This window comes from Streptacidiphilus sp. EB103A (assembly GCF_041261405.1).
Taxonomy (GTDB): domain Bacteria; phylum Actinomycetota; class Actinomycetes; order Streptomycetales; family Streptomycetaceae; genus Streptacidiphilus.
The window spans coordinates 564071-586579 of record NZ_JBGCAQ010000001.1 but is presented as its reverse complement, the minus strand read 5'-3'; the positions used below and the strand labels follow the sequence as shown (position 1 = coordinate 586579).

The window sequence follows — 22509 nt, the reverse complement described above, 5'->3', positions numbered from 1 at the left end:
AGCGGGGTGCCGGAGCAAGTAGCGTGGTCGGGGCGAGGGGGGGCGGCGAATCACCATGGGAGCAGGCGTGGTTAGGGTGACGCTGGACGGGGCTTCCCGGTGGCGGAGACGCTCCGGGGAGTACTCGACGATGTCCGAGGCCCTGGCGGCCGCCGAGGCCGGTGACACGGTGACCATAGGGCCCGGGGTGTTCCGGGAGAACGTCGTCGTCGACAAGCCGCTGACGGTGCGCGCCGCCGAGGGCCCGGGAACGGTCCGGTTCGAGCCGCCGACCGGGACCGCGCTCACCCTGCTGGCCGCCGCGTCGGTGCAGGGACTGGTGCTGGAGGGCCAGGACGGCTCGGCCCCGGCCGTACTGGTCGGCGGGGACGCGGAACTGACGGACTGCCGGGTGGTGACCCGGTCGTCGGTGGGGATCGAGGTGTACGGGGGCTGCCGTCCCACGGTGCGGCGCTGCACCGTCGACAATCCGGGCGGCCTCGGGATCCGGGTCGCCGACGAGTCGGTGGCGCTGTTCGAGGAGTGCGAGGTGGTCGCGGCCGGCCAGACCGGCGTGGTGGTACGGGCCGGCGCGAGCGTCCGGCTGGAGCGCTGCCGGGTGCACCACGCGGCCGGGGCCGGGCTGGTGCTCACCGGTGACGGCAGCGTGGTGGACGCCGTGGGCTGCGAGTTCTACGAGATCAACGGCAACGGGGTGCAGGCCGAGGACCGGGCGGTGGGGCGGCTGGCGGACTGCGCCGTGCACCGGGTCACCGACAACGCGCTGGTGCTGGACAGCGAGGCCAGGCTGGAGCTGACCGACTGCCGGATCCACGAGGTGCCGGAGAACGGGGCCGATCTGCGCGGCCGTGCCCAGCTGCTGCTGGAGCGCACCACGCTGCGGTCGTTCGGCCGCAACGGCCTGTCGGTGTGGGATCCGGGGACCTCGGTGCGGGCCGTGGGCTGCGAGATCCGCGACTCCACCGGCGACTACCCGGCGGTCTGGGTCAGCGACGGCGCCCAGGTGTCGCTGACCGACTGCCGGGTGCACGACGTCCCCGACGCCCTGTTCGTACTGGACCGGGGGTCCGCCGCGGAGGTGGTGGAGTGCTCCTTCACCCAGGTGCGGAACACCGCGGTGTCGGTACGCGACGGTGCGACAGTGCGGCTGGACCAGCTCCGGGTGCAGGACGCCAACACCGGGCTGTGGTTCCGCGACCACGGCAGTGGCGGGCTGCTGACGGGCTGTGAGATCGCGGACGTGACCACCGGGGTGATCGCCACCCGCGGCGCGGACCCGGTGCTGCGGCAGTGCTCGGTACGGGGCAGCAGCGAGGCGGCGGTCTATGTCTCGGCCGGCGGCCGGGGCACCTTCGAGGAGTGCACCGCCACCCACGGCAAGGGCTTCGGCTTCCATGTCATCGACGGCTGCGCCACGGTGCTGACCCGCTGCCGGGCCGAGCAGAACGCCCGGGGCGGCTTCGAGTTCCCCGAGCCGGGGCCGATCGCCGAGGGCTGCGTCTCCGACGACGCCAAGGCGCCCGCGCCCGAGCCGGTCCGTGCCGTCTCCACCGCCTCGGCCTGGGAGGCGGCGGCGCCGGCGGTGCCGGCCGCGCGCAACCAGCCCCTGGTGGACGCGGCGTCCCGGTCGGCCGGCCCGCAGACGATCGCGCCGCTACCGGAGTGCCGCCCGGCGGAGGTGGCGCTCGCCGAACTGGACTCGCTGATCGGTCTGGACACCGTCAAGCAGGAGGTCCGCACCCTGATCGACCTGATCTCGGTGGGCCGGCGCCGGCAGCAGGCCGGGCTGAAGGCCCCCTCGCTGCGGCGGCACCTGGTGTTCACCGGCTCCCCCGGCACCGGCAAGACCACGGTGGCCCGGCTCTACGGGGAGATCCTGGCCTCGCTGGGCGTGCTGCAGCGCGGCCACCTGGTCGAGGTCGCCCGGCTGGACCTGGTCGGCGAACATGTCGGCTCGACGGCGCTGCGCACCTCGGAGGTGTTCCAGCGGTCGCTGGGCGGGGTGCTGTTCATCGACGAGGCGTACGCGCTGGCGCCCGAGGACGGCGGCCGGGACTTCGGCCGGGAGGCCATCGACACCCTGGTCAAGCTGATGGAGGACCACCGCGACGAGGTGGTGGTGATCGTGGCCGGCTACACGGCGGAGATGGAGCGCTTCCTGGCCTCCAACCCCGGCGTGGCATCCCGGTTCTCACGGACCGTCACCTTCGCCGACTACTCGGCGGCGGAGCTGCTGGAGATCACCCGGCGACAGGCCACCGAGCACGAGTACGAGCTGGCCGAGGAGACCGCGCAGGCGCTGCTGGAGCACTACGCGGTCATCCCCAAGGGCCCCTCCTTCGGCAACGGCCGCACCGCCCGCCAGGTGTTCGAGACCATGGTCGAGCGGCACGCGGTGCGGCTGGCCCAGGTCGTGGAACTGACGACGGAGCAGCTGCAGCTGCTGCTGCCGGAGGACCTGCCGGTCACAGCGCCGGTCACAGCTGGGTCAGCAGGTCGTCGCGTTCCTGGGTGAACCGGGGGTCGGCACGGTAGTTGGAGTGGGCGTTGATCGGGACGGGCAGCGGGTGCTGCTGGTCCCGGTCGAAGACCAGCGGGTCGACGAACGGGGGCGCGTCCACCGGGTGCGCGCCCTCGGGGACGGCCACCCGGACCGGTCCGCCGATGGGGTCGGTGATCCGGAAGAGGTTGCGCCAGTAGGGCGCGTCCGCGTGCAGCCGGGACAGGTCCTCGGGACCCATGAAGCCGGGGAAGAAGCGGCTGTACAGGCGGCGCAGCGGGCAGCCGTAGGTGAGCAGGGCGACCCGGGCGCGGGTCCCGGGGTCGAGCTGCCAGACCGCGGCGGCGGCCAGCACGGTGCCCTGGGAGTGTCCGGAGAGGACCAGCCGGCGGGTGGGGTCGTCGTCCAGCCAGGTGCGGATCCGCCAGTCGAGGTCGGGGACGGCGCGCTCGGCGTAGCAGGGCGGCGCGAAGGGGTGCGCGGCCCGCGGCCAGAAGGTGCCGATGTCCCAGAACACCCCGATCGTGCGCCGGGTGGTGATCTGCTTGTAGGCGGCACGGCCGACGGCCACCAGCATCAGCATGAACGCGCCGACCAGCCAGCCGCCGACGGACTGCAGCGTGGTCGCGGCGTAGGAGACCAGGGTGGGGTCGCCGTGGGCGGCCAGCGAGGGCGTCTTCCCGGTCGCCAGCGCCCCGGCGAGGGAGCCCGCGGCGAGGGCGAAGGCGAGCGCGGACAGGGTGCCGATCAGCACCGGTCCCGCGTCGGTCAGCCGGGCTCTGGCGAGCGCTCCGGCGATCTGCGCGGTCCGGGTGGCCGCGTCATTGCCCTCGACCTCGTAGGCGGCGTTCACCTCGGCCTTCAGCGCCGTCTTCTGACGCGTCATCCGGACCGCCAGGGCCAGCAGCAGCGGCAGCAGCAGCACGGCCAGCAGCGGTACGCCGCTGCTGTGCCAGACCAGCAGCAGCGGTGGTCCGGGGAGGGTGACGCCGAGGGTGCCCTTGCCCATCAGCCACTGGGCCGCCCAGACGGTGACGCCGGCGGTGAGCAGATTGCCCAGCCCGGCGCCCAGCATCGCGGTGGCCGGTCCGGCGAAGCCGCCCAGCGCCGGCCCGTCCGGTCCGCCGAAGCGGACGTCGCCGTCGGGCACCGGGCTGGACGGGCCGGGAACGGTGATGGTCGCCTGCTGCTTCGGGAGCCGCTCCCGCGTGCCCCGCAGCAGCTGCACCGCGAGGGCGAGCACCAGCACCAGGACGAGCTGCACCAGGCAGAGCACCGCGAAGAGCCCGGCGGCGCCGGGCAGCCGCCCGGCCGAGTGCCAGCCGTGGCGGGACCAGGCGGCGTAGAGCACGGTCAGCGCCAGCAGGGCCAGCGAGGCCCAGTGCAGCGCGCGCATCGCGAGGGTGTCCGGCCGGTCGTCCTGCTCGGTCTCCCTGCGGCTGGTGTTGACCAGCGCGATGACCACCCCGACGGCCAGCAGCACGAGCCCGGCCAGCAGGATCCAGCCGGGGACGGCCAGCGGGCCGCCCGTGGACCGGTCGTGGTCCAGCACCGGCAGCAGCAGGGCCAGCGCGGCGGTCAGCAGCCCGGCGGCGACATGGGTCATCCGCAGCCGGCGGACCACCCGCATGCCGTACCAGAAGCCGGGCATCTCCATCGGCGTGAGGTCGGTACGGCTCCCGGTCGCGGCCGGGCGCTGGGACTCGTAGCTGGTCCAGGTGAGGTGCGAGAGCCACCACAGCACCGTGACCAGGGCCGCGGGGGCGGCGGTGGCCAGCGCGAGCCGCCGTCCCGGCTCGCTCCACCAGCCGCCGTGGGCGGCGGAGAGGAAACCCAGCCAGCTGTGGTGCGCCGCGCAGGCGGCGGTGCCGGCGCACTGCCAGGCCGTCAGGTCCAGCGCGGTCTCGCAGGCGGCGGCGGTGAGCAGCACGGTGAGACTGACCGCGGCGAGGCGGACCGCCATGTCGTAGAGGCCCTGGGCGCGGGCGTCGCGCCGGGCCGGCGGCCGCATCCAGTGGGCCAGGTTGGCGAACATGAACGGGAGCAGCAGCAGCCACAGGGCGCGCATGCCGCTGCCCGAGGTGAGGCCGGACCAGGAGTATGCCTCCTCGACGGCCCCGCCCCGGTAGCGGTCCGGCTCGGCCTCGGCGTCCTGGTCGGTCCAGCGGCGGTAGGTTCCGGCCACGCTGTCGCCGGTCAGCTGGACCAGGTGCGGATCGGTCAGCATGGCCTCGGGTGTGGTCCCGCCGACGCCGTGGACCAGCAGCTCCAGGGCGATCGCCGGCTCCCCCGGGACGGGCTGCCGCGGCTGTGCGGGCAGCGCCTGCTCCTGCTGTGCCTGGTCCGTCATCGTCGCCCCCGTGTCGTCACGTTTGTGCTGATGAGCAGCATCCTGCCAAGTGTGCTGCCCGCGCGGCCGGATGCGTATGCCCGCGGCGCCGACGGCGTGCGAGGATAGCGGGAAAATCAGTGGAGCGGTGAGGGGCACGGGTGGCCGAGAACAGCAATCTCCTGGCGGAGCAGCGGCGCGCGCTCATCCTGGACGAGGTGCGTCGGCGCGGCGGCGTGCGGGTCAACGAGCTGACCCGGCGGCTGAACGTCTCGGACATGACGGTGCGTCGGGACCTGGACGCGCTGGCCCGCCAGGGTGTGGTGGAGAAGGTGCACGGCGGCGCGGTGCCGGTGCTGGAGGCCAGCACCCATGAGCCCGGCTTCGAGGCCAAGTCGGCGCTGGAGCTCACCGCCAAGGAGGACATCGCCCGGGAGGCCGCCCGGCTGGTGGTCCCGGGCAGCGCCATCGCCCTGTCGGGCGGGACCACGACCTACGCCCTGGCGCACCACCTGCTCCAGGTCGAGGGGCTGACCGTGGTGACCAACTCGGTCCGGGTCGCCGATGTGTTCGAGAACGCCCTGCGGCACGGCGCGGCGCCGGCCACGGCGGCGACCGTGGTGCTGACCGGCGGGGTGCGCACCCCGTCCGACTCGCTGGTGGGGCCGATCGCCGACCGGGCGATCCGCTCGCTCCACTTCGACCTGCTGTTCCTGGGCAGCCACGGCATCTCGCTGGAGGCCGGCCTGTCCACGCCCAACCTGGCCGAGGCCGAGACCAACCGCAGCTTCGTCGCCTCGGCGCGGCGGGTGGTGGCGGTCGCCGACCACACCAAGTGGGGCACCGTGGGCCTGTCCACCTTCGCCTCGCTGGCCGAGGTGGACACCCTGGTCACCGATGTCGGGCTGCCGCTGGAGATCCGCTCGGCGGTGTCCGAGCAGGTCCGCGAGGTGATCATCGCGGGCGGCGACCTCACCGCGGACCACCAGCCCGAGCAACCTTTTTGACGGCGCGTCAACTAGACTGCTCCCCTTGCATCCTGAGCGATGGAGGAAACCGTGGCGAAGCGGCTGCGTCCGGTGACGGCGGAGTTCCCGGCGGAGGCGCCGACCCGGCTGGTGTCCACCGCGCGGCTGCGGGCCGAGCCCGGGGCGGTGTTCGCGCAGCTGACCGACGACGTCTCGACCTGGCCGCTGTGGTACCGGGAGATCCGCTCGGCCGCGTACACCGGGCCGCCCCCGTACGGCGTCGGCGCGGGACGCGCGGTGACGCTGCGCGGCGGAGTGCACTTCGTGGAGAACGTGATCGCCTGGGAGGAGCCGTCGCCCGGCGGGCCGTTCCGTTTCGTCTACCGGGTCGAGGAGACCAACGTCCCCGGCTTCCGGGCCTGGGCCGAGGAGTGGCTGCTGGCTCCCTCCGCCGACGGCGGCACCGAGCTGCGCTTCACCATCGCCGTCGACGCCGCCCCGGCCGCCCGAGCCGTCCTGCTGCTGGCCCGCCCCGGGGTGGCCCGCTCCATCCGCCGCGCCGCCGCCCGGCTGGACGCCCGCTGCGGCACCAAGGAGAACTGAACCGGGCCCGCCTCAGCCCTTCCACACTCCGGTCTCCAGGAAGCCTTCGAGCGCCGCCTGGTACGGGCGGATGTCGATGCCCTGGTCGGCCAGCCAGTCGTCCGAGTAGTACTTGTCCAGGTAGCGGTCGCCGGGGTCGCAGATCAGACCGACCACACTGCCGTGCTCCCCCGCGGCGAGCATCTCAGAAATGATCTTGAACGCGCTCCACAGCCCGGTCCCGGTGGACCCGCCCGGCTTGCGGCCCATCACCGCGTCCAGCACTCGGACCGAGGCGATCGAGGCGGCGTCGGGGACCTTCATCATCCGGTCGATCGCCCCGGGGACGAAGCTGGGCTCCATCCTGGGCCGCCCGATGCCCTCGATCCTGGAGCCCTTCTCGCAGGTCACCGAGGTGTCACCGGTCACCCAGCCGTCGAAGAAGCAGGAGTTCTCCGGATCCGCGACGCAGATCCGGGTGTCGGCCTGGGTGTAGTGCACATAGCGGGCCAGGGTGGCCGAGGTGCCGCCGGTGCCGGCCGTCGCCACGATCCAGGCCGGGACGGGATAGCGCTCCAGGCGCAGCTGGGCGTAGATCGACTCGGCGATGTTGTTGTTGCCTCGCCAGTCCGTGGCCCGCTCGGCATAGGTGAACTGGTCCATGTAGTGGCCGCCGGACTCCGCGGCCAGCCGCGCGGACACCTCGTACAGCGTGCGGGTGTCGTCCACCAGATGGCAGCTGCCGCCCTGGGCCTCGATCAGGCTGATCTTCTCGCAGCTGGTGGTGCGCGGCATCACCGCGACGAACGGCACGCCGATCAGCTGGGCGAAGTACGCCTCGGAGACCGCCGTGGAGCCGCTGGACGCCTCCACCACCGGCCGCCCGGGCCGGATCCAGCCGTTGCAGAGCGCGTAGAGGAACAGCGAGCGGGCCAGCCGGTGCTTGAGACTGCCGGTGGGATGGGTCGACTCGTCCTTGAGGTAGAGGTCGATGCCCCACGCCTCCGGGAGCGGGAACCGGAGCAGATGGGTGTCGGCCGATCGGTTGGCGTCCGCCTGGACCTTGCGCACGGCCTCCTTGAGCCAGGCCCGGTATTCGGCGTCGCTGCGGTCCACATCCACGGTCTTCATGGGAGCTGCTTTCTTTTTCCGGAATTCCCCGCGCACCGGGCGCTCCCGCGCATCGTAGCCGTGGGGCCATTCCCGATTTTTCTTGGAATATGCCATACGGCGGCGCATGTTCCGCAACTCACCGTGCCCGGACAGTTACGCTGCGGCCCACAAGCGTGCAGCATGGAGCCCGAGGTCGCCCGCGCGTTGCGAATGCCATCGAACGGGGTGATTCTGGACATGTCTCGGAATGTAGCCACGTGGTGACTCTGCGCGGTTGTCTCATCGGGCGTGGAGTCGGTCTCCAGCGAAGCAGGAGGAATCGACGCGTGATGGAGTCTGACAAGCAGTACGAACTGAGGCTCACAGCGGAACCCCAGCGCCTCGCGGTCGTCCGCAGGATCGTCATGGCGCATCTGCGCCACTGGAAGATGGCGGAAGCCGTCGACCTCTGCCTGCTGGGTGTCACCGAACTGCTCGCGAACGTCCACCGGCATGTCGGTCCCGGCGCGGAGTGCCTGCTGCGGCTGACCGCCGGCGCGGACGGGCTGCTGCGCTGCGAGGTCCACGACACCAGCACGGCGCTCCCCCGGGTGCTGACCCCCGACGAGGAGGAGATCAACGGCCGGGGGCTGGCCCTGGTCGCCGCACTCAGCGCGGACTGGGGCGCGCAGGTCGAGGAGGGCGGCAAGGTCGTCTGGTTCGCCCTGAAGACCGTTCCGCACCTCGCCGAGGCACCGCTCGCCGAGGTGCCTCCGTCCACACCGCTGCGGCTCGCGCCGCTGCGGGTGGCCTGGACCGGCCCGACCCCGCCGTCCCGCTCGCCGGCGACATGCAAGCCGGCCTCCGAGAGCGGGAAGCAGCGGGGCCGGGAACCGGTCCGGTTGCGGGCCTGACGCCCTCTCACGGAGCCGCGGGCCCCGCGTCCTTCGGGGTCGCCTTCTGGAGGGACGGCTCGGGCAGGCCCACCGTGAGCAGGTCATAGCGCTCCCGGTACTCGAACTCGTCGATCTGTCCCTCCGCGTAGCGGCGGTTGAGGGTGTCGACCGGCGAGGGCGCCGGAGCCTGCCGCGGCCCGAAGGCGGCGCCGAACTCGGCGCGCGGCCCGCGGAACCGACGGCCGAAGACGACCCTGCGGACGAAGACGATGGCGGTGATCCAGAACAGCGGCACCAGCAGGATCCACGGCCCGGGGCCGCCGTTCCAGCCGTCCGCCAGCAGGGTGGTGTTCATGTCGGGCTCCTCGGTTGCGATCCGTCGGCCGCCGCGGTGCGGCGACCCACTACCGAGAATCCCGCCGGAGGGGTGTCCGGGGCGTCGTGCCGGGGCGGGCACTCGCCCTGCTCCCCCGGGAGTACGCGGACCGGGTCAGCCCTGCTCCCCCAGCACCGCCAACGGGTCGTCCAGCAGCGGAGTCCAGGCGAGCTCGGCGGCGCCGGCCAGCTCGGAGCGCTCCAGCGCGGCCGCCCTGATCGGGATGCGGCCGCAGCGTCCCCAGTAGGAGCGTTCGGCGACCACCCGAGTCAGCCGTTCCGGGACGGCCGCCAGCAGCGAGTTGTGGAAGGCGCCGAGGACTACCCGGTCCGGGTTCAGGATGTTGATCACACCGGCGATGCCCAGTCCGAGCCGGTCGGTCACATGCTCCACCGCGGCGCGGGCCCGCGGGTCCCCAGCGGCGGCCTCGGCGAGGATCTCGTCCGTCTGGTCGAACAGCGGACGCACCGGATCGGCCTCGCGCCCCGCCGCGGCGAGCAGCGCGCTAGGGTCGGCCTCCACATCCAGACAGCCGCGGCTGCCGCAGGGGCAGCGGCGTCCGCCCGGGTCCACCAGCACCTGTCCGACCTCCAGGGCCAGCCCGGCGCTGCCGGTGTGCAGCCGGCCCTCGACCACCAGGGCGCCGCCGACGCCCCGGTGACCCGAGGTGACGTAGAGCAGATGCCGGGAGCCGCGACCGGCGCCGTGCCGGTGCTCGGCCAGGGCGGCGAGGTTGGCGTCGTTGGCCACGTCCACCGGCAGGTCCAGGCCGGCGGCGACGGTCTCCTGCCGGAGCAGGTCGGCCACCGGGGTTCCGGACGGCCAGTCCAGGTACATCGCCGCGACGGCGACCCGCTCGGGCAGCGCGACCGGGGTGGGGACGGCCAGCCCGAGGCCGACGCAGCGGCGCGGGTCGGCGGCGATCCGCCGGGCCGCCTCGGCGACGACGGCGCGCAGCACCCGCTCCGGAGTGGCCGGCTCCGGCAGCGGAAAGTCCTCGGGCGTGTCCAGCACCCCGCCGAGGGTGGCGAGCGCCACCGAGAAGCCGTCGGCGTGGATCTGGGCGGCCAGCACCACCGGTCCCGACGGGTCGACGGCGAGCCGGTGCGAGGGCCTGCCCCGGGTGCCGCCGGCGGGGCGGGCGTCCACCGTGATCAACCCCAGCGCCTGCAGTTCGGCGGTGACGGCGCCGGCGGTGGCCCGGGTGACGCCGAGCGCACCGGTCAGGACGGAGCGGGTCGGCGCCGCCCCGGTATGGACGAGGGCGAGCGCCGGACCCAGGGCCGCACGGCCCCGCTCGGGACTTGTGTGAGTTGGCTGCACGCTTCTATTCTGACTTTGTGCCGCAAATAAACAAAACACCTGCCAGCACATCCGGCACCACCGACACCCCTGAGATCTCCGGAACCTCCGAGACGTCCGGGACCACCCGACCTGCGGGCGCCTGGCCGCCGGCCCGGGTCGCCCTCACCGCCTTCTTCGCCCTGGACGGCTTCCTGTTCGCCGGATGGGTCGTCCGCATCCCCGCCATCAAGGCCGCAGTGCACGCCTCCCCGGGGGAGCTGGGGCTCGCCCTGCTCTGCGTCTCGGCCGGCGCGGTGCTCGTGATGACCGGGGTCGGCCGGCTCTGCCTCCGCTACGGCAACCACCCGGTGACCGTCGCCTCCGCCGTGCTGCTCTGCGCCTCCGTCGCGCTGCCGCCGCAGACCCACTCGGTGTGGTCGCTCGGCGGCGTGCTGCTGCTCTTCGGCGCGGGCTACGGCGCGATGAACGTCGGCATCAACAGCGCCGCCGTCGACCTGATCGCCGCCGCCCGACGCCCCGTCATGCCCGCCTTCCACGCCGCCTACAGCCTCGGCGGCCTGATCGGCGCGAGCCTGGGCGGCCTGCTGGCGACCCAGCTCTCACCGGCCCGGCACCTCGGCCTGATGGCCGTCTTCGGCCTCGCCGTCACCGTCGCGGCGGGCGTCCCGCTGATCCGGCACCGGGTCACCGTGCCGGAACCGCCGACCGCTGCCCCTGCCTCCGCCTCCGCCCCGTCGTCTGCCACCACTGCCCGCGGTCCGATGCTGCTGGTGCTGCTGCTCGGCGTGGTCGCCCTCTGCGACGCCTACGGGGAGGGCGCCCTCGCCGACTGGGGCACCCTGCACCTCAGCGCGGACCTGCACGCCACCGCCTCGGTCGCGGCCGGCGGCTTCGCCGCGTACTCGCTGGCGATGACCACCGGGCGGCTCAGCGGCACCAGGCTGGTCGAGCGCTTCGGCCCGACCCGGGTCCTGGTCACCGGCGCGGGAGTGGCCTGCGGCGGGATGCTGGTCGCCGCCCTCAGCCCCTGGCTCCCGCTGGTCCTCGCCGGGTTCCTGCTGGTCGGCCTGGGTCTGGCCAACATCTTCCCGCTCGCCATCGACCGCGCCGGGGCCCTGAACGGCCCCAAGGGCGTGGCCACGGCCTCCATGCTCGGCTACGGCGGCATGGTGCTGGGCCCGCCGATCATCGGCTTCCTGGCCCAGGGCGTTGGTCTGCCGACGGCGCTGGTCTCGGTGGCGGTGCTGGCCGGGCTGGCCGGCGTAGCGGCACTGGTGGTACGGAAGGCTTCGGCGGCGTCCGAGGGGTAGCGATGGGTCCGGATGTCGGGTGCGGCGTCTGCATGGTTTGTCGCGCAGTTCCTCGCGCCCCTGGGGGGCTGCAACTGAACCATTGCGGGCAAGTTGCACTTGCTCAGGGGCGCGGGGAACTGCGCGACAAGCCAGGCAGCGCCCGCACCCGAAGAACCGCCTTACGCCACCGGATCCGCGTCGGGCTCCTTGGGCAGCCGCAGGTCCCAGCCGATCAGCGTCACCAGCTGCTCATGGGTGATCCCTTCCGGGATCGGCTTGGGAGCCACCGTGCGGATCGGCGGCTGCCAGCCCTCCGCCGGGGTGAAGCGACGGACGACCCGCGCGGGCGCGCCGGCGACCACACTGTGGTCCGGTACCTCCCCCCGCACCACGGCGTTGGCCGCGACGACGACATTGCGACCGATCGTGGCCCCCGGAAGGATCACCGCACCGGTGCCGATCCAGCTGCCGGAGCCGATCGACACCGCCTCGTTCCGCGGCCACTGCTTGCCGATGGGCAGCTCGGGGTCGTCGTAGGAGTGGTTCTCGTCGGTCACGTAGACACCGGGCCCGGTCCAGACGTCATCACCGAAGGTGATCGAGTGATGGCCGACGATATGGCTGTCCCGGCCGATCACGCACCCGTTGCCGATCCGCACGATCGGCTCGGGGCCGAGCTCCAGGCCGGGAAGGAAACCGGCCGACATCGAGACGCCCTCGCCGATGATGCAGTGCGTGCCCAGATGGATCCACTGCTCGTTGAAGACCGACCCCAGCGGGAAGGTCAGCCGGGTGCACTCCCCGATCGCCCCGAAACGCAGCCGCCCGGGGCGGTCGGCGCTCACCGAGCCCGCCTCCTGCACCCACTCCCAGCCCCGATGCACCAACGACGTCATCGCCCGCCGGGCCCGGGCCCGCGCGGCGGAGATTGTCTTCTCGGCGAAAGACGGCATCGGCATCGGCATGCGGACACGGTAACCGCAAGGACCTCACGTGATCCTCCCGGGGTTACCCACGAGTTCGTTCGCCCCGCTCAGTAATCAGTACCGCTCAGCCGTAGAGCGACTCGTGCAACGGCAGCCAGGCCGCCCCCGCGCAGCGCCGCGCGACCTCCGCCCGCTCGACCCACTCCGCCTCGGCGCACTCCGACGCGGGGTCGGGCCTGGTCGGCAGCCCCCGGTGGTCCAGCCGGACGACATGGAAGGCCATGAACCCCAGCGCCGGGTACGGGTAGCGAGCGGGCGGGGTGACCAGGATGGTGATCTGCTGCCCTCCGACGAACTCCACCTGCTCCGGACTCACCACCAGCCCCGCCTCCTCCTCCAGCTCCCGGACCGCAGCGTCCAAGGCCGACTCCCCCGGGTCCAGATGCCCGCCCGGCACCTCCCACCCCCGCCCGGGCCGGTCCACCAGCGTCAGCAGCGTCCGCCCGTCAGCGTCCAACGCCAGCACGAACGCCGTGCTGGCCCGGTACCCCTCCGGCACAGCGGTCGCCCGCACCACATCCATCCGATGCGGCAGGTTGATCCAGGGCACGGTCAGGGTCAAAAGCACGGTCGTCTCCGTCGTCATGCCCGGCATCCTTGCAGCAGGGTCCGGGCTGACGCCTTACCGGGGTGACGCCCCGTCGGGACAACGCCCCACGCCTGCAACGGCAGCGCGAGTGCAGCGAGTTGCCCGCCGTCTCCCGGGCTCGCGCGCCTCCGCTGTTCACTCCGCCCAGTTCGGCGGTCGCCGTTCCAGGAAGGCGCGCATGCCCTCGCGGGCCTCGTCGGAGCCGAAGAGGAGGGCGGACTGGGCGACCATGGACTCGCCGTCGCGGGCGAAGGTGCGCAGGACGTCGGCGGTGACGAGGCGTTTGGTCTCGGCGAGGCCCTGGGGGGAGGCCAGCCGGAGGGCGTCGAGCAGGGGTTCCAGCGCTGCCGCGGTGTCGTCGGCGGCCTCGGTGAGCAGCCCGATGCGCTGGGCCTCGGCTGCGTCGAAGACCGAGCCGGTGAGGTACCAGCGGGCCGCGCCACGCGGGTCCAGGCGGGGCAGCAGGGCGAGCGAGATCGCGGCGGGGGCCAGTCCGAGGCGTACCTCGGTGAAGGCGAAGGTGCCCTTGGGACCGGCGACAGCCAGGTCGCAGGCGCCGACCAGGCCCAGGCCGCCGGCCCGGACGTGGCCGTCCACCTGGGCGAGGACGGGCTTGGGCAGTTCGACGATGGCACGCATCGCGGCCACCAGGCGTCGCGGATTGGCCGTGGGGTCGCCGTTGGTGGCCTCGGAGAGGTCGGCGCCGGCGCAGAAGGTGCCGCCGGTGTGGGTGAGGACAACGGCTCGCACGGACGGGTCCTTGGCCGCGTCGGCGAGGCCCTGTTCGAGTTCGGCGACCAGGGCCGCGGAGAGGGCGTTGCGGTTGCGCGGCGAGTCCAGGGTGAGGGTCGCGACGGCGCGCTCCACCCGGTAGTGGACCAGCGGCTCGGTGGTGGCGGTCATCGGCTTGCTTCTCCTCGACGAGGGTGGCGGGAGGGCAGTGCTATGGGCGGACAGTGCTGTGGGCGGGCAGTGCTGCGTGGTGACGTTACCGCGCGCACCGCCCTGCCTGCCCGCCGGCCGCTACCAGATGTAGATGTACTTCCCGTAGCTGTTCTTCGCCGGGTTGACCGTCATGCACTGGCTGCTGTCCGCCGCGTTCTGGGAGACCGTGGTGCTGGGGACCGTGCCCGCCTTCGGGAGGGTCTTGGCGTAGTTCGTCCCGCTGGTCCAGTCGGTGCCGATCACCAGGGTGAGCGAGGTCGCGCTGCCGGACGACTTGAGCTCCGCGGCCTGGAGCCCCAGCGCCGACGCGACGGCCTGGGCCTTCGCCTTCTGCCCCGAGGGGTAGGTGAGCGTGGTCGCCGTCGCCGTGACGTTGGTGGTGTCGACGCCGGCCTCGGTGAAGCCCTTGCCGTTGAGGTACTTGGTGATCGCGGTGCCTCGGCCGACGACCGTGCCGCCGTTGCGGACCGCGATCTTCACCTTCGACTTGTCCACGGCCGCCGCCGCGGCACTCGCGCTCGCGGAGGCGCTCGCCGCGGCCTGCCCCGCGGCCGAGGCGCTGGCGGCGACGCTCGCGCTCGCCGTCTTCGACACGCTGGTCGAGGTCAGCGAGGTGTCGTTGCGGATCATCGAGAAGAGCTTGTACGCCTCGCTGGTCGGCTGGACGTGCGCCGGGTCGGAGGTGATGTAGGAGAACGGCATGGTGGTCATCGTGATGTTCTTGGTCGGCACCTTGTTGATGTCCACCGCCAGCGACGCGAGCTTGGCGATGCTGGCGATCTCGTTGCTCACCGTGAGCGCCTTGGTGGCGGCCTCGGCGAGCGCGTCCACCTTCAGCGGGTTGGCTATGGTGTTGGCCGACTTGAGCTTGCGTATCAGCGAGTTGAGGTAGAGGTGCTGGGCGTGGGTGCGGCCGATGTCGGTGCCGTCCTCGAAGGCGTGCCGGGTGCGCAGCCACTCCAGGGCCTGCACCCCCTTGATCGTGGTGGTGCCGGCCTTCAGCTTCAGGTGCGATCCGGCGCTGTCCACGACGTTCTCCTTGGTGCACACCGGGACCCCGCCCACGGCGTCGGCCATCTGCACCACGCCGGAGAAGTCCACGGTGATGTAGTGGTCGATGCTGATGCCGGTCAGCTTCTCCCAGGTGCCGACGGTGCAGCCGGCCCCGCCGTGCTCCATGCTGTCGGTGATGATGTCGTAGCTCGCCGCGTAGGACTTGGTCCCGGTCGAGTCCTTGCACGCGGGGATGTCGACCTTGGTGTCCCTGGGGATGCTCAGCACAGTTGCGTTGCTGCGGTCGGCGGAGACGTGCAGCAGCATCTCGACGTCGGCGTGGCCGTACCCGGAGTCGCCGCAGGAGCCGCCGAGCTTGCAGTCCGCCGCGGTGGCACGGGAGTCGGTGCCGAGGATCAGGATGTTGATCGCGCTCTGCCCGGCGGCGTTCGCCTTGGGCTTGGCCACCGTCACCGTGCTGGTGTTCAGCGCACCGTGCTGGATGTTCTTGTTCAGGTGCTGGTAGTAGGCATAGCCCGCGCCGGCGCCGACCACCAGCGAGACTCCCAGCACGCCGGAGGTCCACCGCAGCACCCGGACCGAGCGGCGGGCGCGGCGGGCGCGCTTCCCGTGGCGGCCCCGCCGCACCTGGTCGTGCGGGTGCGCTCCGTCGTGGGGGTCGGCGGGGTCGTCGGGGTCCTGCGGCTGCGCTTCGTCGTCCGCGGGCAGTTGAATCGGCATCGGCATGGGAGTCTTTTCGCCGTCGGTGTTACGGTCCTGGATTTATCGGGAAGCAGGGCGACAGGGGCGCTGCTCCGGAAACCATAGGCGATGAAATGACCTCGGGAAGCTTTGAATTTCCCATGATTTCCAAGCCTTTGACTTTCGAGTGAGATCGCATTGAAATAAAATTCAGCTGAAACTCACAGCTGAATGTCAGAGCATCCAGCCGTGACCACCACCTGCACCATCACCGCGCCCGCCGCCTCAAGACCCCGGACAGGCCAGCGGTACAGCCGGCCCGCCCTCCTGGTGATCACGGCGCTCGCGGCCCTCCTGTACGGATGGGACATCGGCGACTCCCGCTACCACGCGTTCTACGCAGATGCCGTGCGCAGCATGTCCATGAGTTGGAAGGCGTTCTTCTACGGCTCGTTCGACCCGAGCAGTTCGGTCACACTGGACAAACTGCCCGGCTATCTGTGGCCGCAGGCCCTGACCGTCCGCCTGCTGGGCTTCCACACCTGGACGCTGCTGCTCCCGCAGGCCGTCGAGGGCGTCCTCTCGGTTCTGGTGCTGCACCGGGCGGTACGGCGCTGGGCCGGGGAGAACGCCGCCCTGGCGGCGGCCGCCGCCTTCGTGGTGACCCCGGCGGTGGCCGGGCTGTTCCGCACCGTGACCGAGGACGCGCTGTTCACCCTCCTGCTGCTGCTGGCCGTCGACGCCGTGCAGCGGGCGGCGGCCTCGGCGCGGCTGCGGCCGCTGCTGGCCGCCGGGGCCTGGGTCGGCCTCGCCTTCCAGACGAAGATGATCGAGGCCTGGGTGGCGCTGCCGGTGTTCGGCCTGGTCTACCTGGTGTGCGCGCCGACCGCGCTGCGCCGGCGCCTGCTGCACACGGCGGCGGCCGGGGCGCTGGCACTCACCGTGTCGCTGTCCTGGATGACCGCGGTCACTCTCACCCCCGCCTCCGACCGGCCCTATGTGGACGGGACCACCGACAACTCGGTGTTCAGCATGGTCGTGGGCTACAACTTCCTCAGCCGGTTCAGCGGCCTCGGCCTGAGCGCCGCCAGCACCGGGAGCGTCGCCACCGTGAGCGGCTCCGCCGCCGCCTCCGCCGACGCCGGGACCGGTGCCGGCGCCGGCCACAGCACCAAGAGCCCCAAGGCCAAGACCGGCCGCCAGTACGGCTGGACCAAACTGTTCGTCAAACCGCTCGGCTCACAGGTCGGTTGGCTCTACCCGTCGGCCCTGGCAGGCGTCGCCCTCGGACTCTGGCGGCGGCGGAGCGGACCGCGCACCGACCGGCAGCGCTCCGGCTATCTGCTCTGGGGCGGCCTGGCCGGCGTCTTCGGGCTGGTGTTCAGCGCCGGCGCGGTCGACGGCCACACCTACTACATGGGGGTGGTCGCCGCCCCGCTCGCCGCACTCACCGGCGCCGGGTTCACCCTGCTGTGGCGCACCTACCGGGCCGGCGGACGGACCGCCCTCGCACTGCCCGCGACACTGGCCGCCGGCCTCGCCTGGGCCTTCGCGATCTCCCAGGAGTACCCCAGCTTCCTGCCGTGGGCCTGGCCGTCCGCAGTGGCCCTGGGCCTGCTGTCGGCCGGGCTGCTGCTCGGGGATCGACTGTCGTGGAACAGAGGCCGTCCGGCCCCCCGGCTCGCCGCCCTCGGCCTGGTCGCGGCGCTCGTGGCCACCCTGTCCACCCCGGCCGCCTGGTCCGCGACCGTGCTCTCGCACCGCTACGGGCACTCCTGGCTGGGCACCGTCGGGCAGGCCGCGCTGAAGTCCGGCGAACCGGGCTCCACCAGCGGCAGCGGGGTCTCCGGCACCCTGACGAAGCGACAGCGGCAGCTGTACGCCTATCTGACCGCGCACCGCAACGGCGCCGAGTACCTGATGGCCGTGTGGAGCTGGGAGCAGGCCACCCCCTACATCCTCGCCAAGGACGCGCCCGTGCTCGCCGTGGGCGGGTACACCGGCCTGGCTCCCACGCCCACCACCATCGAGCTGGCCAAGCTGGTCGACGCTGGAAAGCTCCGCTACGTGCTGCTGAAGCACAGCGGCCACGAAACCGCCCCGCGAGCCGCCGTCAGTACCTGGGTGCACACGAATTGCACACTTGTCCCGGCTGTCAACTACGGCGGGCGTTCCACAGCGAGTTCAACGGATCTGTACAGCTGCACAAACAGGATCTAGGCGTATCCACAGACTTGGAAATGCCCCTGCCAGCCGTTCTTAACAATTTATAAAGAATGCATCCATACCTTCATGGGCATGCCGATGATCAATCCGCCGCGGCGCGTCGCCGTACTGGCCGACTCGGACAGCCGTTGGAAGTGGGGGGCCGCTCTGGCCCGCAGAATCGCCGCTGAGGCGACGCTGGACGCCTACTTCCTGAACGGCCGTGCCACGCCCACCGAACGGCAGCTCGCCGAGGTCGGCGTCGTCCCCGACTCGTCCTGCGAGGTGACCATCGCCGAGTTCCTCGCCGACCCCCGGGTCGGCGAGGCGGACGTCCTGATCCTCGCCCTGGTCGGCGGGGGCGCGCAGGCGCTGCTGCACGGGACGGCGCGGGCCTGGTCCGCACTCCCCAGACGGCCCGTCGTGATCACCGGCTACGTCGGTGTCGTCTACGAGAAGCTCACCGACGGGCTGCTGCTCAGGGCCGGGTCGGACATCGTGCTCGCCAACACCACCGCGGACGCCGAACGCTTCCGGGAGGTACTGGCGGGCGTCGGCGCCGATCCAGGCAGCGTGGTGGAGACCGCCCTGCCGTTCCTCGGCGGTGCACAGTACGTACCGGCCCCCGAGGAGCGCCGGTTCACGGTGTGCTTCGCCGCGCAGCCCTCGGCGCCGCGCAGCCGGTCGGCCCGGCGGCAGCTGCTGGAACGCGCCGCCCAGCACGCCCGGCGCTACCCGGACCGCGACGTCCTGGTGAAACTGCGCAGCCTACCCGGTGAGCAGACCACCCACGTCGAAGACTTTCCTTACCAACGGCTGCTGCATGAACTCACCATCCCGGCGCCGTTCAACCTCGACCTGGTGTACGGACACATGAGCGAGGTGCTGGACCGCACCGACCTGTTGGTCACGGTGAGCTCCACAGCCGCGCTGGAGTCCCTGCACCGCTCCATCCCCACCGCGGTGCTCACCGACTTCGGCGTCCGCGAGCCGCTGGGCAACCACTACTTCATCGGTTCCGGCTGCCTCGCCTCCTGGGACGAGCTGGACACCGGGATCGTCCCGGTCCCCGACCAGCGGTGGCTGCGGCGGCACGGCGTGCTGTCCGACGAGCCCTACCGGGCCCTGCGGGAACGGATCAGCGAACTCCGCGGCCTCCCGGAGATGCCCTCGCTCGTCCCCTACTACTCCGAGTCACGGGCCAGCGGTTACCAGCCGGCCCTGCTGCGGCGCTACGGCCTGGATCCCAAGGGCGCACCGCTGGTCGAGGCGCCCGCACCGGACCAGCGCGCCGGCGCGCTCAACCGAATCGTCCGCCGCACCGTCCGCCGTTCCGCCCGCAGCTGCTACCGGCTGGGCGCACAGCGGGTGGCGCCCGTCATCCGCCGCTGGGGGCAGCTGTGACTCCTGATCAGCCCGACAAGCAGCCCGAGGGCCGACGCGACGTCCGGCCCGACGTCCTGGTGGTGATCCCCGCCCGCGGGGGCTCCAAGGGCGTCCCGGGGAAGAACCTCGCGCCGGTCGGCGGCGAGCCGCTGGTGGTCCGCGCGGTCCGGGCCTCGCTGCGGGCGCACCGCACCACCCGGGTCGTGGTCTCCACGGACGACGTCGGGATCATGACCGCCGTTGGGGCCGCCGGAGCCCAGGTGGTCCGGCGCCCGGCCGACATCGCCGGCGACACCTCCAGCAGCGAGAGCGCGGTGCTGCACGTCCTGGACGAGCTGGCCCGCGCGGAGGTCCCGGACCCGGAGGTGGTGGTGCTGGTGCAGTGCACCAGCCCGTTCCTGACGCCGGAGGAGATCGACGGCGTGGTCGCGGCCGTGCTGGACGACGGGGCCGACTCCGCCCTGACGGCAGCGCCGTTCCACGGCTTCCTCTGGCGGACCGACGGCGCGGGCTCCGGTTCGCGGCGGTCCAGTCACGGCGTGAACCACGACCAGGCCCACCGGCCCCGACGGCAGGACCGCCCGGAGGACCTGTTGGAGACCGGAGCCGCCTACGCGATGCGCACCGACGGCTTCCGGGCCGCCGGCCACCGCTTCTTCGGCAGCGTCGCGCTGGTGCGCACCGATCCCGCCCGGGTGCTGGAGATCGACGAACCCGACGACCTGGCCCGGGCCCGGGCACTGGCCCCGCTGTTCACCGCCGCGACCGCCGCCGACCCGACCGTCCAGGAACAGGAGTTGGCCGCCCCCGTGCGGCTGCCCGGCCGGGAGGACATCGACGCCGTGGTGCTGGACTTCGACGGCACCCAGACCGACGACCGGGTCTGGATCGACGCCGACGGCCGGGAGACCGTGGCCGTGCACCGCGGCGACGGTCTGGGCGTGGCCCGGCTGGTACGCGCCGGGCTGACCGTGCTGATCCTCTCCACCGAGGCCAACCCGGTGGTGTCGACCCGGGCCCGCAAGCTCAATGTCCCCGTCCTGCAGGGCATCGCCCGGAAGGACCAAGCCCTCGCCCTGTGGGCCGAGACCCATTCGATCGACCTCAGAAGGGTCCTCTACCTGGGCAACGACGTGAACGACCTGTCCTGCTTCAGCCTTGTCGGCTGGCCCACCGCCGTCGCCGACGCACAACCGGAAGTGCTCGACCGCGCCCGCTCCGTGACGGAACGTCGCGGCGGCCATGGCGCCGTGCGCGAAATAGCCTCCTGGCTCCTTGGAAAGGAACTACTCCACCCATGATCACCAACCGCACCGACGCCAAGCCCGCAGCCTTCGAGACACCGCAGACCAAGCTCGCGGACACCACCCGGCTGCGTCCCCTCGGCGACAAACTGGCCGGCCCCGGCCAGCCCGTCTACGTGGTCGGCGAGATCGGCATCAACCACAACGGCGAGCTGGACAACGCCTTCGCACTGATCGACGCCGCCGCCGACGCCGGCTGCGACGCGGTCAAGTTCCAGAAGCGCACCCCGGAGATCTGCACCCCGCGCGACCAGTGGGACATCGAGCGGGACACCCCCTGGGGCCGGATGACCTACATCGACTACCGCCACCGGGTGGAGTTCGGCGAGGACGAGTACCGCGCCATCGACGCGCACTGCAAGAAGCGCGGCATCGCCTGGTTCGCCTCCCCGTGGGACGTCCCCAGCGTCGACTTCCTGGAGCAGTTCGACCAGCCCGCGTTCAAGGTCGCCTCGGCCAGCCTCACCGACGACGACCTGCTGCGCCGGCTGCGCGAGACCGGCCGGACGGTCATCATCTCCACCGGGATGTCGACGCCCCGTCAGATCCGGCACGCGGTCGAGGTCCTGGGCAGCGAGCGCATCCTGATGTGCCACACCACCAGCACCTACCCGGCCCCCACCGACCAGCTCAACCTGCGCATGCTGGAGACCCTGCGCCGCGAGTACCCCAATGTGCCGATCGGCTACTCCGGCCACGAGATCGGCCTGCAGACCACCCTCGCCGCAGTGGCGCTGGGCGCCGTCTTCGTCGAGCGGCACATCACCCTGGACCGCGCCATGTGGGGCTCCGACCAGAGCGCCTCGGTGGAGCCCGGCGGCCTGGAGCGCCTGGTGCGCGACATCCGGGTGGTCGAGGCGGCCCTGGGCGACGGGGTCAAGAAGGTCTACGACGCCGAGCGCGCCGCCATGGCCAAGCTGCGCCGGGTGCCGGGCAACCTCAGCACCCTGCCCCAGCAGCGCAACGGCGAGGGCAGCACCGGCCCGCAGAGCACCGAGTCGGCAGTCGCCTCGTGACCTCACCCGCGCTCGCGCTGGTGGAGAGCCCGGCCCAGCTGCTGAACGTGCTGGAGTGGGCTCTCGGCGACCGCCGCGGGGCGGACGAGGGGCCGGTGTCGGTCGCCGTCCTGCTGCCCCAGGACGAGCCGACCCGGCGTCAACTCGCCGCCGTGTCGGCGCTGGCCCGCTCCGCCGGGCTGCGGGTGAGCGCGTACGAGGTGCGCGGCCGTGCCGCCGCCCTGGCCGGCTGCTGCGCCCTGCTGGCGCCGCGGCTGGCCGGGGCCCGCCGGCTGATCCTCGGCGACCCCTTCTCCCGGCTGGTCCAGCTGCTGCTGCCGCTGTCCCCGGCCGGGGAGCTGGTCCTGGTCGACGACGGGACGGCGACCCTGGAACTGTCCGAACTGCTCCTGGCCGGGCGCCCGCTGGTCCGCTGGCACCGCAGCGGGACCGGACCTGCCTCCGGGGCGGCCGGTCGGACCACCCGCCGACTCACTCCGCGCCAGGGGCACCGGCTGGAACTCTTCACCGCGATGGGCGGTCCGCTGGCGCTCCCCCCGGGCACCGTCGCGAGCACCAACCAGTACAGCTGGGCCCGCGGCCGGTTCGGACCTCCCACCGTGGTCCCCCTGGTGGACCTGGCCGGCTGCTCACTGGTGGAGACCGGCCTGGTCACCGCCGCGCGCTATGTCGAGGGAGTGGCCGAACTGGCCCGCCGCCGAGGCGTATCCCGCTATCTGGCGCACCGCCGGGAGGCGCCGGAGAAACTGCGGCAGCTGGAGCTGGCTGCGCAGGTCGAGATCGTCCAGCCGCAGCTGCCGCTGGAGCTCGCCGTACTGACCGAGCCGATCGGCGGCACAGTGCTGAGCTTCCCGTCCACGGTCCTGCACACCCTCCCCCGGATCCTGCGGGACCACCCGGTCGAGATCACCGCCTGCGAGTCCATCCGCAGCTGGCTGCGCCCGGACGCCCCCGCGCACGCCTCGGTCTTCCTCCGGCGGGTCACCGGCGGCGCCGGGGCACCGGCAGTCAGCCCCACCGCAGCGGTCAGGAGGCCGCACTGA

The 22509-nt window shown here is 72.5% G+C and carries 18 protein-coding genes; 10 read left to right on the top strand and 8 right to left on the bottom strand.

The annotated features are described in order from the left end of the window. Positions 1-55 precede the first annotated feature (55 nt). The gene (locus ABH941_RS02610; RefSeq protein ID WP_370126880.1) at positions 56-2515 is read left to right on the top strand and encodes a right-handed parallel beta-helix repeat-containing protein; all 2460 of its coding nucleotides are present in this window, start codon (positions 56-58) and stop codon (positions 2513-2515) included. Here the strand turns inward: ABH941_RS02610 and ABH941_RS02605 are convergent. Further along, entirely contained in the window at positions 2478-4850 is a 2373-nt protein-coding gene (locus tag ABH941_RS02605; protein ID WP_370126879.1) for a hypothetical protein, read from the bottom strand. The genes ABH941_RS02610 and ABH941_RS02605 overlap by 38 nt on opposite strands. 140 nt (positions 4851-4990) lie before the next feature. On the opposite strand from ABH941_RS02605, the gene ABH941_RS02600 reads away from it, so the two are divergent. Beyond that, positions 4991-5836 carry a DeoR/GlpR family DNA-binding transcription regulator gene (locus tag ABH941_RS02600; RefSeq protein WP_370126878.1) on the top strand — a complete coding sequence of 282 codons (846 nt, stop codon included), beginning with the start codon at positions 4991-4993 and terminating at the stop codon, positions 5834-5836. A gap of 51 nt (positions 5837-5887) precedes the next feature. Continuing rightward, on the top strand, positions 5888-6400 hold the full coding sequence (locus ABH941_RS02595; protein ID WP_370126877.1) for an SRPBCC family protein: 513 nt from the start codon (positions 5888-5890) through the stop codon (positions 6398-6400). A gap of 12 nt (positions 6401-6412) precedes the next feature. Here the strand turns inward: ABH941_RS02595 and ABH941_RS02590 are convergent, their stop codons facing one another. After that, entirely contained in the window at positions 6413-7510 is a 1098-nt protein-coding gene (locus ABH941_RS02590) for a PLP-dependent cysteine synthase family protein (RefSeq protein ID WP_370126876.1), read from the bottom strand. A gap of 311 nt (positions 7511-7821) precedes the next feature. Between ABH941_RS02590 and ABH941_RS02585 the strand changes: the two genes are divergently transcribed. Then, positions 7822-8385: an ATP-binding protein gene (locus tag ABH941_RS02585; protein WP_370126875.1), complete on the top strand. Its 564-nt coding sequence runs from the start codon at positions 7822-7824 to the stop codon at positions 8383-8385. A gap of 7 nt (positions 8386-8392) precedes the next feature. Here ABH941_RS02585 and ABH941_RS02580 read toward each other — a convergent pair whose 3' ends face one another. Beyond that, positions 8393-8722 carry an SHOCT domain-containing protein gene (locus ABH941_RS02580; protein WP_370126873.1) on the bottom strand — a complete coding sequence of 110 codons (330 nt, stop codon included), beginning with the start codon at positions 8720-8722 and terminating at the stop codon, positions 8393-8395. Positions 8723-8857: 135 nt separating this feature from the next. Beyond that, complete coding sequence (locus ABH941_RS02575; protein ID WP_370126872.1) at positions 8858-10117, bottom strand: ROK family protein; 1260 nt, start codon at positions 10115-10117, stop codon at positions 8858-8860. Here ABH941_RS02575 and ABH941_RS02570 point away from each other — a divergent pair. Next, positions 10084-11358: an MFS transporter gene (locus ABH941_RS02570; RefSeq protein WP_370126871.1), complete on the top strand. Its 1275-nt coding sequence runs from the start codon at positions 10084-10086 to the stop codon at positions 11356-11358. The genes ABH941_RS02575 and ABH941_RS02570 overlap by 34 nt on opposite strands. Before the next feature lie 161 nt (positions 11359-11519). Here the strand turns inward: ABH941_RS02570 and ABH941_RS02565 are convergent, their stop codons facing one another. The 4 genes from ABH941_RS02565 to ABH941_RS02550 form a co-directional block, all read right to left on the bottom strand. Beyond that, positions 11520-12305: a DapH/DapD/GlmU-related protein gene (locus ABH941_RS02565; RefSeq protein ID WP_370126870.1), complete on the bottom strand. Its 786-nt coding sequence runs from the start codon at positions 12303-12305 to the stop codon at positions 11520-11522. A gap of 85 nt (positions 12306-12390) precedes the next feature. Next, the gene (locus tag ABH941_RS02560) at positions 12391-12912 is read right to left on the bottom strand and encodes an NUDIX hydrolase (protein ID WP_370126869.1); all 522 of its coding nucleotides are present in this window, start codon (positions 12910-12912) and stop codon (positions 12391-12393) included. Positions 12913-13050: 138 nt separating this feature from the next. Next, the gene (locus ABH941_RS02555) at positions 13051-13818 is read right to left on the bottom strand and encodes an enoyl-CoA hydratase family protein (RefSeq protein WP_370126868.1); all 768 of its coding nucleotides are present in this window, start codon (positions 13816-13818) and stop codon (positions 13051-13053) included. Positions 13819-13938: 120 nt separating this feature from the next. Beyond that, positions 13939-15600, bottom strand: coding sequence for an LCP family protein (locus ABH941_RS02550; protein WP_370126867.1), 1662 nt, complete (start codon positions 15598-15600; stop codon positions 13939-13941). Positions 15601-15804: 204 nt separating this feature from the next. Between ABH941_RS02550 and ABH941_RS02545 the strand changes: the two genes are divergently transcribed. From ABH941_RS02545 to ABH941_RS02525, 5 genes are all read left to right on the top strand, one after another. Continuing rightward, a complete protein-coding gene (locus tag ABH941_RS02545; RefSeq protein ID WP_370126866.1) occupies positions 15805-17775 on the top strand; it encodes an ArnT family glycosyltransferase in 1971 nt (656 codons plus the stop codon). Positions 17776-17853: 78 nt separating this feature from the next. Next, positions 17854-19164 carry a DUF6716 putative glycosyltransferase gene (locus ABH941_RS02540; RefSeq protein ID WP_370126865.1) on the top strand — a complete coding sequence of 437 codons (1311 nt, stop codon included), beginning with the start codon at positions 17854-17856 and terminating at the stop codon, positions 19162-19164. Next, complete coding sequence (locus ABH941_RS02535; RefSeq protein ID WP_370126864.1) at positions 19161-20447, top strand: cytidylyltransferase domain-containing protein; 1287 nt, start codon at positions 19161-19163, stop codon at positions 20445-20447. The genes ABH941_RS02540 and ABH941_RS02535 overlap by 4 nt, the downstream gene beginning before the upstream one ends. After that, positions 20444-21466 carry an N-acetylneuraminate synthase family protein gene (locus tag ABH941_RS02530; RefSeq protein ID WP_370126863.1) on the top strand — a complete coding sequence of 341 codons (1023 nt, stop codon included), beginning with the start codon at positions 20444-20446 and terminating at the stop codon, positions 21464-21466. Before ABH941_RS02535 ends, ABH941_RS02530 begins: the two co-directional genes overlap by 4 nt. Beyond that, on the top strand, positions 21463-22509 hold the full coding sequence (locus tag ABH941_RS02525) for a hypothetical protein (protein WP_370126862.1): 1047 nt from the start codon (positions 21463-21465) through the stop codon (positions 22507-22509). The genes ABH941_RS02530 and ABH941_RS02525 overlap by 4 nt, the downstream gene beginning before the upstream one ends.